The organism is Phocaeicola sp. RTP21198st1_B8_RTP21198_201120 (assembly GCF_040929485.1).
Taxonomy (GTDB): domain Bacteria; phylum Bacteroidota; class Bacteroidia; order Bacteroidales; family Bacteroidaceae; genus Phocaeicola; species Phocaeicola dorei.
Genome location: NZ_JBCOCI010000254.1, coordinates 355 through 1784 on the forward strand (window position 1 = coordinate 355; position 1430 = coordinate 1784).

The 1430-nt window shown below is 43.3% G+C and carries 1 protein-coding gene and 1 pseudogene; one reads left to right on the top strand and one right to left on the bottom strand.

The genetic code is table 11. The annotated features are described in order from the left end of the window. Positions 1-84: pseudogene (locus tag AB5935_RS25120) on the top strand (SDR family NAD(P)-dependent oxidoreductase); the annotation flags it as partial. Between the two features lie 127 nt (positions 85-211). On the opposite strand, the gene AB5935_RS25125 reads toward AB5935_RS25120, so the two are convergent. After that, positions 212-1430 (bottom strand): YfhO family protein (locus AB5935_RS25125; RefSeq protein ID WP_368327770.1); only part of this gene is annotated, 1219 nt, incomplete at its 5' end.

Sequence of the window (1430 nt, forward strand, 5' to 3'; positions counted from 1 at the left end):
CAGGTCTTGTTTGCGAAGAGTAAAAAATGGTTGCCTGATGCAGTGATGCAGTGTGCCTTACGGATATTCTACGCAATTAAGTAAACGATACGATATATAAAAGAAACTGTTCCCAAAGTTCCTAAAAGAAAAATCGTCCTTACTACAGTCTATCGTAGTAAGGACGATTTTATAAGATCAAGGCTTTTGAACGACCTCTATTACATTTCGCTTAAGACTTCTTCGCAATCTTGTTTCGCTGCGTCCACGCAAGAACCATAACTCCGATCAGCAACAAAGCCAGTGCTGCATAAGCAATACTTTCTGTAACCTGTATGCTTTGTGGATCAAACCACATTTCGATGGTATGTTCCCCTGCCGGTACATTTATCGCACGCAAGATATAGTCTGCACGGGCAATATCCACCGGCTGGCCATCAATAGTCACCTGCCATCCCGGATAATATATTTCAGAGAAAACAACAACTCCGTCTTTAGGAGTGGAGGCCTTATAAACCAAACGATTTGGCTCGTAACTGGTTAACTGGATGGTAGATAGTGAATCTTTATATCCTTCTGTCACATCTTTCAGCTGTTCTTTAAACTTCACATCCACTACGGCTGTTTCCGTTGGAAGAATATCGTTCAAAGCATCTATTTCTTCATTTGCATTATTTACATACTGCACCTTATCTACGAACCATGCATTACCGTATGCATAAGGATTCATGACAGGAACAGCCTGTCCTTGCTCACCGGCAGGGAAAATGAAGTATTTTGTATTCAGCATATTCAGTACACGGAATTTGGAAGCGTCTACACTGTCCATCTGTCCGCCGGCAGTAGCCACCGCCTGATAGGTTTCCTGCATTTCGGGCATGATATGATGATCTATCATTTCCTGATAGCGACGGAGCTTCGCTGCATGATAGCCACCGACACTTTTATGCCAGTATGCTGTATTGTTTTCATTAAACGTATTACCGGGGAAGCCTATAAAGTTCAACACACGATAATTTAAAGTAGTATCCTGAAGGATCATCTCATCCGCCTGTGTTTTAACAAACGCTTCCGTCTGCTTGGATTTCGGCACAAACTGTTCGTCATTCAAATAGCGTTTATTGACGCTCCACATATCTACCAAACACAAAAGCGCAATGCCAGCCAGTGTGAAAGAAGCTTTCAACTTCCGCTGTTGATATAAGAATAAAAACAGGCAACCAATCACGATAATAAAGAAACTGCGCCATGCATCTGAAGCAACAATAGCTTTACGCATTTCGGTCAGATTGGCTACAATCGGCGCAAGATGTTGAGCACGAGATTCGGCAGGAAGCACCTGCTCCAAAGTAGCTATTTCTTGTGCTGTAACAAAGCTGGAGGAGGAGACTCCCGGAGCAACCGCCAGAATCAACGCAACACCGGCAGTCAATACCAGAGTAGCAATCACG